The 7,826-nt window shown below is 73.4% G+C and carries 8 protein-coding genes; 3 read left to right on the top strand and 5 right to left on the bottom strand.

Translation table 11 applies throughout. From position 1 onward, the window contains the following. Positions 1-50: 50 nt before the first annotated feature. On the bottom strand, positions 51-1,370 hold the full coding sequence (locus ACFQ80_RS19630; RefSeq protein WP_430564827.1) for an ABC transporter substrate-binding protein: 1,320 nt from the start codon (positions 1,368-1,370) through the stop codon (positions 51-53). Between the two features lie 197 nt (positions 1,371-1,567). On the opposite strand from ACFQ80_RS19630, the gene ACFQ80_RS19625 reads away from it, so the two are divergent. Continuing rightward, positions 1,568-2,614, top strand: a complete 1,047-nt coding sequence (locus ACFQ80_RS19625; protein ID WP_430551485.1) for a LacI family DNA-binding transcriptional regulator — start codon at positions 1,568-1,570, stop codon at positions 2,612-2,614. 101 nt (positions 2,615-2,715) lie between these two features. On the opposite strand, the gene ACFQ80_RS19620 is transcribed toward ACFQ80_RS19625, so the two are convergent. From ACFQ80_RS19620 to ACFQ80_RS19610, 3 genes are all read right to left on the bottom strand, one after another. Further along, entirely contained in the window at positions 2,716-3,216 is a 501-nt protein-coding gene (locus tag ACFQ80_RS19620) for a hypothetical protein (RefSeq protein ID WP_430564826.1), read from the bottom strand. A gap of 74 nt (positions 3,217-3,290) precedes the next feature. Beyond that, on the bottom strand, positions 3,291-4,007 hold the full coding sequence (locus ACFQ80_RS19615) for a DedA family protein (RefSeq protein WP_430564825.1): 717 nt from the start codon (positions 4,005-4,007) through the stop codon (positions 3,291-3,293). Then, on the bottom strand, positions 4,004-4,741 hold the full coding sequence (locus ACFQ80_RS19610; protein ID WP_430564828.1) for a copper homeostasis protein CutC: 738 nt from the start codon (positions 4,739-4,741) through the stop codon (positions 4,004-4,006). Before ACFQ80_RS19610 ends, ACFQ80_RS19615 begins: the two co-directional genes overlap by 4 nt. Positions 4,742-5,025: 284 nt before the next feature. On the opposite strand from ACFQ80_RS19610, the gene ACFQ80_RS19605 reads away from it, so the two are divergent. Then, a complete protein-coding gene (locus ACFQ80_RS19605) occupies positions 5,026-5,313 on the top strand; it encodes a hypothetical protein (protein ID WP_430551488.1) in 288 nt (95 codons plus the stop codon). Between the two features lie 90 nt (positions 5,314-5,403). Here the strand turns inward: ACFQ80_RS19605 and ACFQ80_RS19600 are convergent, their stop codons facing one another. Continuing rightward, the gene (locus ACFQ80_RS19600) at positions 5,404-5,889 is read right to left on the bottom strand and encodes a DUF1269 domain-containing protein (RefSeq protein WP_430551489.1); all 486 of its coding nucleotides are present in this window, start codon (positions 5,887-5,889) and stop codon (positions 5,404-5,406) included. Positions 5,890-5,992: 103 nt separating this feature from the next. Here ACFQ80_RS19600 and pgi point away from each other — a divergent pair, with 103 nt between their 5' ends. Further along, complete coding sequence (pgi, locus tag ACFQ80_RS19595; RefSeq protein ID WP_430551490.1) at positions 5,993-7,711, top strand: glucose-6-phosphate isomerase; 1,719 nt, start codon at positions 5,993-5,995, stop codon at positions 7,709-7,711. Positions 7,712-7,826 lie beyond the last annotated feature (115 nt).

Below are 7,826 nucleotides of genomic sequence, written 5' to 3'. Positions count from 1 at the left end.
GTGCCGGGGCACGGTCGGCGGACCGGACTGCGGTGTCCGTCATCGTCCGGTCACTGGTCCGCTTCCGCGGCGGACTGCACCGCGTCGACCACGTCCTGCGGGGTCGCCTTGCCGGCGAACTGCAGGGCGATCGCGTCGTTCATCGCGCCACCGACCGACGCTCCGAGGAGCGTGTCGAGGTACAGCTGGATCTCCGGGGCGCCGTCACGCACCTCGAGCAGCTCGGCCAGCGCCGGGTCGGAGACCGACGAGGACGCGGCCGGGTTGGTCGGCAGGCCCATGTCGAGCTCGGCGAAGCCCGTCTGCACCTCGTCGCTCAGCAGGTACTCGGCGAACTCGACCGCCACGTCGGGCGCGTCCTTCGACACGGCCCACGCGTCGCCGCCGCCCATCTGCGCACCGTCGGTGCCCTGCTGACCGTCGATCGACGGGTAGGGGAACCAGCCGGTGTCGTCGCCCAGGCCGGAGCCGTCCTCCGTGAGCCCCTGCATGACGCCGGGCTCCCAGTGGCCGGCCAGCTCCATCGCGACCTTGCCCGAGGCGAGCAGGCCCGAGGCCGACGTGGGGCCGGTCTGCGCGGGCGTGGTGAGGAAGCCCTTGTTGAACGGCTCGGTGGCGAGCAGCTCGTCGAGCGAGTCGCCCGCCTTGACGAAGCACGGGTCGGAGTAGTCGACGTCGGCGATGGCAGCGTCGAGGGTGTCCTTGGCGCACTGCCGGATGACGTTGTAGTACCAGTAGTGCGCGGCGGGCCACTTGTCGCCCGCGCCCACCGAGGCGGGCGTGACGCCGGCGTCACTGAGCCTGGCGAAGACGTCGTACAGCTCGTCCATCGTGGTCGGGGTCTCGGTGATCCCCGCCTTCTCGAAGAGCGACTTGTTGTACCAGAAGCCGACGACCCCCATGGAGAACGGCAGCGCGTACGACGCCCCGTCCACCTGGAAGCCCGGCATGTACGCGCCGAGCTTGTCGATGGTCTCCGCGGCGGGCTCGGAGAGGTCCTTGAGCAGGCCGGCCTCGACGTGGTCGGCGAGCTCGCCGCCGCCGCGCTCCATGAAGACGTCGGGCGCGTCGCCGGACTGGAAGGCGGCGTCGAGCTTGGTGAGCATGTCCTCGTGCGCCATGGCGCTGACCTCGACGGTGGTGCCGGGGTGGTCCTTCTCGAAGTCGGCGGCGAGCTTGTCGTAGTACTCCTTGCCCTCGCCGGTGTTCGAGTTGTGCCACCACGTGATCGTGCTGGCGTCGGCGCTGCTGCCGCCGTCGTCGTCGCCCTGCGAGCCGGTGCCCTGGCCCGCGCAGGCGGCGCCCAGGAGCGCCACGGTGGTCCCGAGCGCGACCGCGGTGGCGCCACGGATGATCCTCGTCCTCGTCATCATCGATCCCTTGTCCTCGTCGACGGGCACGGCAGCGACGCTGCCGCGAAGGTAGGAGTGTTCCTGGCACGAGAGTGGCAGGCCGGCCGTCGATTCGTCAATCGTTGTCGATAACGATTTCGAAACCTCACCCGTCGCCGGCTCGGACGCCGACGACGACGCGTCATCGCCGCCCGTATGGCGCATACTGTCGACTCGTGAGCACCGCCGCCGACCCGCCCAGGGGTCCCACCGCACCTGTCGCCGGGCGCGTCACCATCTCCGACGTCGCCCGCGTCGCCGGGGTCTCGGTCGCCACCGTGTCGAAGGTCGTCAACAACCGGTACGGCGTGGCCGCCGGGACGTCCGAACGGGTGCTCGCCGTCGTCGAAGAGCTCGGCTACGAGTCCTCCCTGGTCGCCCGCAGCCTGCGCCGCACCAGCACCAACGTCATCGGCGTGCTCGTCGCCGAGTTCGAGCCGTACTCCACCGAGCTGCTCAAGGGCATCTCGGCCGCCGTGGACGGCACCGGCTACGAGCTCCTCGCCTACGCCGGCCGCACGGACGGCGGCGCGCGCACGGGCTGGGAGCGGCGGTCGCTGTCCCGTCTGGCCGGCACCCTGGTCGACGCGGCGATCGTCGTGACGCCGACGATGGTGATGTCCGCCGACTCCCCCGTGCCCGTGGTCGCCGTCGACCCGCACACCGGGCCCGAGGGCACCCCCACCGTGGACTCCGACAACACGACCGGCGCCCGCGAGGCCGTCGAGCACCTCATCGACCTCGGGCACCGGCGGATCGCGCACCTGGGCGGCCGCGCCGACCTCGAGTCCGCCCGGCTGCGCGAGCTCGGCTACCGGCAGGCGCTCGAGGGCGCCGGCATCGCCGTCGACCCGCTCCTCATCAAGGTGGGCGGCTACCGCCCCGACCTCGCCGACGCGCCCGTGCGCACCCTGCTCGACCGGCCGGACCGCCCCACCGCCGTGTTCGCCGCGAACGACCTGTCGGCCATCCACGTGCTCGAGGTGGCCGGCGAGCTCGGCCTGCGCGTCCCCGAGGACCTGTCCGTCGTCGGCTTCGACAACATCCCCGAGTCGTGGGGCAGCGCTCCCCCGCTCACCACCGTCGCGCAGCCCCTGCACCGCATGGGCGCCGAGGCGCTGCGCATGGTGCTCGACCTCCTCGAGGGCACCGCCCGCGAGCGCCACCTGCGGCTGCCCACGTCGCTCGTCGTCCGTGCCTCGACGGCACCCCCGCCGAGGTAGTCCGAACCCCCGCGAGGTAGTCCGAACCCCCGCGAGGTAGTCCGAACCCCCGCGAGGTAGTCGAGGACTCGGCGAGGTAGTCCGAACCGTGCCGAGGTAGTTCAGCCGACGTCGAACGTCGCGGCGTCGGGGAACATCACGGGCGGCGTGTCGACGCCGCAGAACCCGAGGTAGCTTCCGGCGAAGTCGCCGTCGGGGTGGTCGGGGTCGACGGCGATCACCCCGCCCGAGGCCGCCACCTCTCCGACCGCGGAGAACCGCTCGCCGCCGGTCGTGTCGGCGTGGAGCATCCGCCCGTCGGGCAGGGTGACGGCGTATCGCCCGACGGGCTCGCCCGTGTCCTCGGCCACGGTGCCGTCCGGCCAGAACACCACGTGGTCGACACCGTCGATCACCGCCACCAGGCACCCGTTCGCGAGCGCTCGGAGCGTGCCGGCCAGCGGCGTCGTCCCGCTGGTGAAGTGTTCCCGGAGCTGCGGCTCGTCGAGTGCCGCCACCTGGGGCGTGTCGAACCCGACGTCGTCGCCGGCCGGGCCGCAGGCCGCGACGAGCGCCGTCACCGCCAGGGCCGCGCCGCCCCTCCACCCGTCACGGGTCCGCATGTCCGGAGCGTAGCGACCCGCGCGACCTCACGGGACCTGACTACCTCGCCGGGCCCGGAGCTGCCTCGGCAGGGTCAGCGCGCCCGACCGTGCCGACGCTCGGGCTCGCGCGGGCCACGGCGGGCGAGGTGGCGCTGCCGCAGCCGCACCACGACGAACCAGAGCACGAGCAGGCCGATGACCACGAGCACGGCGTTCGAGATGATGCCGCTCCACTGTGCCAGGACGGGCTCGATGGCAGGGCCGAAGGCGTAGCCGAGTCCCACCCAGATGCCGTTCCACACGCCGGAGCCGATGGCCGTGTAGAGCGTGAACGACCAGAACGGCATGCGCTCGATGCCCGCGGGGATGGAGATGAAGCTGCGCACGAGCGGCACGCAGCGCCCCACGAGGACCGCGACGCGCCCCCACTTCGCGAAGAACGCCTCGGCCTTGTCGAAGTCGGAGCCGTCCATGAGGGGGATGGCGTCGACGATCGCGCGGGTGCGGTCGCGCCCGAGCAGCCAGCCCAGGTACCACCAGATCCAGGCGCCGACGACGGCGCCGATCGTGGCGGCGAGGATCGCCAGCCAGGCGTTCATGTGCCCCGCGTAGGCGAGGAAGCCCGCGCCGGGCAGCACGGCCTCGGACGGGATGGGCGGCACGAACGTCTCGATCAGCACCGCCGCCCCCACGCCGACCTCGCCGAGCGTGGTCATCAGGCTCAGCACCCAGCCGATGAACCCGTCGTACTCGGCGGACGGGTCCGTCGCCGAGGCTGCGACGGCGGCGGCGTGCACGACGCCGGTCACGCGCCCGCCTCGTCCTGGAGAGCCGCGTCGAGGGCGGCGCGGGTCGCGGCGACGACGCCGGGGTCGGTGACGTCGTACCCGCCGGCACCGCCGCCCCCGGGGCCACCGTCGGCGACCACGGTGCGCCGGGCGGAGAGGTGGACGGCGTGCACGCCGGCGCCGACGAGGGCGGGGACGTCGTCCACGCGGACGCCGCCACCGGCCATGATCTCGACGCCGAGCTCGCGGCCGCGCGCGGCGAGCGCCGCCAGCACGTCGAGGGCCTCCCCGGCCCGCGGGGCGCCGCCGGAGGTGAGGACGCGGCGCACGCCGGCGCGCGCGAGGACGTCGAGGACGGCGACCGGGTCGGGCACCTGGTCGATCGCACGGTGGAACGTGACGGCCGCACCGGATGCCGCGGCCACGAACGCGGCGAGCGCCGCGGCGTCGACCTCTCCGGCCGCCGTCATGGCACCGACGACGACGCCGTCCGCACCGGCGTCGAGCACCGCGCGCACGTCGCGCACCTGCACGTCGACCTCGTCGGGCGCGAACACGAAGCCCCCGGCCCGGGGGCGCACCAGGACGTGCACGCCGACGCCCGAGCCGCGCAGCGCGTCGGCGACGGCCGCGACCATGCCGGTCGACGGGGTGAGTCCCCCCGTGCCGGCGAGGGCGGCACACAGCTCGAGACGGTCCGCGCCGCCGGCCGCCGCGACGCGCGCGCCCGCGACGTCCTGCACCGCGATCTCCAGGGCGACGCCACGGCGATCGCGCGGCTGAGCGGGGCTGACGGGCTCGGGGACGGGTTCGGTCGAAGGGTCCGCAGTCACGGCCGCGAGTCTACGGGGGCGCAGGTGACGACGACCGGGGCGACGTGTGACGGGACGGTGCCGGTCGGAGGTGCCGGTCGGAGGTGCCGGTCGGAGGTGCCGGTCGGAGGTGCCGGTCGGAGGTGCCGGTCGGAGGTGCCGGTCGGAGGTGCCGGTCGGAAGTGCCGGTCGGAGGTGCCTGCCCGCGAGGGTGGCAGGATCGCCGGGTGCCCTCCTACCGCGTGAGCCTCGCCGTCGGCCTGCTGCAGCCGGGCGTCGACCCCGCCGACGTGCTGCCCGCCGCGGCGGACGCGGCGCGCGGGCTCGTCACCGTCGAGGCGTACGACGTGGGGGTGGTGCGGGGCCGGGCACGCGTCACGGTCCGCTTCACGGCGGAGGACGACGCCGCCGCGCACCGCGTGGCGGACGCCGTCCACGACCGCGTCGACACGCTGGCCGACACGTTCGGCGGCACGCTCACCCGGCGGTGGGGCAACCGCTGGCAGCCCGCCTGACACGGCGGTCCCGACGGCACGGGCGAGCCCGCCGGCCCCGAGGGGCGCGACGGGCTCGCCGTGCGGGCGGCGCCAGGGCCGCCCGGGTGCTCACTGCCCGAAGGCGTCGAGCAGGTTCCGGCGCTCCGCGTCGGTGAGGTTGGTGCTGACCAGGGTCGCGTCGATCCCGTGCAGCCGCTCCGCCAGCCGGTCGGGGTCGATCGGCTCGGTGACGATGAACAGGGCCGACGTGCCGGGCACGATCTCCTTCTTCATCTTCTCGAGGTCCTTCGCGGTGATCCCGACGTCGGACAGCGACCGGGTGATGCCCGCGATCGCCGCGCCGGCGGCCGCGCCCAGCACCGGAAGGAAGAACAGCGCGCCGAGCAGCAGGCCCCAGACCGCGCCCCAGCCCGTGGCCTTGGCGGTGTCGTCGTGCGAGCCGTGGGTGTCCGGCTTCCGCTCGCCCTCCGGCCAGCTCACGACCGCGTGGTCGACGACCTTCACCAGGCCGTCCGCCTCGCCGCCCTTGACGGCCTTGAAGGCGCGGTCGGCCGCACCCGGGTCGTCGAACTTCCAGACCGTGAAATTCGCCATGAGTACCTCCCGACGCCGGGCCGGGTCCGTCCCCGGCTGATGGTCATCCTGGCAGCGTGAACAGACCGCGCAACCGGGCCGGGCGGTCAGTACCGTTGGCCCCATGACCTCCTCCCCCGTCGATCCCACCACCACGACCTCCTGGGGCGACCTGTACGCCCACTACCAGGAGTTCCGGGGCGACCTGCGCGGCTGGTTCGCCGCCGACCCCGGCCGCGCCGCGCGCATGACCCACGTCGCGGGCGACCTGCACGTGGACCTCTCCAAGAACCTCGCCACGGACGAGACGCTGGACCTGCTGGTCCGCCTCGCGAACGAGGTGCGCCTGCCCGAGCGCATCGAGGCGATGTTCACCGGGGAGCACATCAACGTCACGGAGGACCGCGCCGTCCTGCACACGGCGCTGCGCCGTGCCCCCGGCACGCAGCCGCCGCTGGTCGTGGACGGGCAGGACGTCGACGCCGACGTCCAGGCCGAGCTCGACAAGCTGAGCGCGTTCGCCGACCAGGTCCGCGACGGGGCGTGGACCGGCGTCACGGGCAAGCCGGTGCGCACGGTGGTCAACATCGGCATCGGTGGCTCCGACCTCGGGCCGGTCATGGTCTACGAGGCGCTCAAGCCGTACGGCCGCACGGGCGACGACGCCATCGAGGCCCGGTTCGTCTCCAACATCGACCCCACCGACGTCGCGCAGAAGACGGCGGACCTCGACCCGGAGACCACGCTGTTCATCGTGGCGTCCAAGACGTTCGGGACGCTGGAGACGCTCACCAACGCGCGGCTCGCCCGGGCGTGGCTGTGGGAGCGCCTCATCGCGGCGGGCGTCATCGAGGACGACCCCGACGCGAAGCAGGCCGCCGTCAAGGCGCACTTCGTGGCCGTCTCGACCGCCCTCGACAAGGTGGCCGACTTCGGCATCGACCCGGCCAACGCGTTCGGCTTCTGGGACTGGGTCGGCGGCCGCTACTCCGTGGACTCCGCCATCGGCACGTCGCTGGCGATCACGTTCGGCCCCGACGTCTTCCGCGACCTGCTCGCGGGCTTCCGCGCCGTCGACGAGCACTTCCGGAGCACGCCGTTCGAGGCCAACGTGCCCGTCCTCATGGGCATGCTGAACGTCTGGTACAACAACTTCCTCGGCGCCCACACGCACGCCGTCCTGCCGTACGCGCAGCAGCTGCACCGCTTCCCCGCGTACCTGCAGCAGCTGACGATGGAGTCCAACGGCAAGTCGGTGCGCTGGGACGGCTCCCCCGTCACCACCCAGACGGGCGAGGTCTTCTGGGGCGAGCCGGGCACCAACGGGCAGCACGCCTTCTACCAGCTCATCCACCAGGGCACGCGCCTCATCCCGGCGGACTTCATCGCCGTCGCCACCCCCGCCTACCCCCTCAAGGACGACGAGGGCGACGGGAAGACCGTGGCCGCGGGCGCCGACGTGCACGAGCTGTTCCTCGCCAACTTCTTCGCCCAGACCAAGGCGCTCGCCTTCGGCAAGACGGCCGACGAGGTGCGCGCCGAGGGCACGCCCGAGGAGATCGTCGCGGCCCGCGTCTTCTCCGGGAACCGGCCCACGACGTCGATCGTCGCGCCGGCGCTCACGCCGTCGGTGCTGGGCCAGCTCGTCGCGCTGTACGAGCACATCACCTTCGTGCAGGGCGTCGTGTGGGGCATCGACAGCTTCGACCAGTGGGGGGTGGAGCTCGGGAAGAAGCTCGCCCTGGAGATCGCCCCGGCCGTGTCCGGGGACGACGCCGCCCTCGCCGCGCAGGACTCCTCGACGCAGGCGCTCATCCGCTACTACCGGGAGCACCGCGCCTGAACCTGCGCGCCTGAACCTGACGGCGAGCGGGTGAAATCTGCGGGAGCGCGAGGAACGCACCGCAGGTCACGGGAGCGGGGGCGCCCCCCCGGGGGGGCGGGCGCCCGGCGCTGGG

This window comes from Isoptericola sp. NPDC056578, from assembly GCF_042793275.1.
Taxonomy (GTDB): domain Bacteria; phylum Actinomycetota; class Actinomycetes; order Actinomycetales; family Cellulomonadaceae; genus Isoptericola.
Note: the sequence above shows the minus strand (reverse complement) of the source record. Positions and strands in the feature narration are given on the sequence as shown.

Excerpts from the sequence above, each read along its gene's own strand:
- ACFQ80_RS19620 (WP_430564826.1), bottom strand. The coding sequence starts at position 3,216 with ATGCGGACCCGTGACGGGTGGAGGGGCGGCGCGGCCCTGGCGGTGACG.
- ACFQ80_RS19600 (WP_430551489.1), bottom strand. The coding sequence starts at position 5,889 with ATGGCGAATTTCACGGTCTGGAAGTTCGACGACCCGGGTGCGGCCGAC.
- pgi (WP_430551490.1), top strand. The coding sequence starts at position 5,993 with ATGACCTCCTCCCCCGTCGATCCCACCACCACGACCTCCTGGGGCGAC.
- ACFQ80_RS19630 (WP_430564827.1), bottom strand. The coding sequence starts at position 1,370 with ATGACGAGGACGAGGATCATCCGTGGCGCCACCGCGGTCGCGCTCGGG.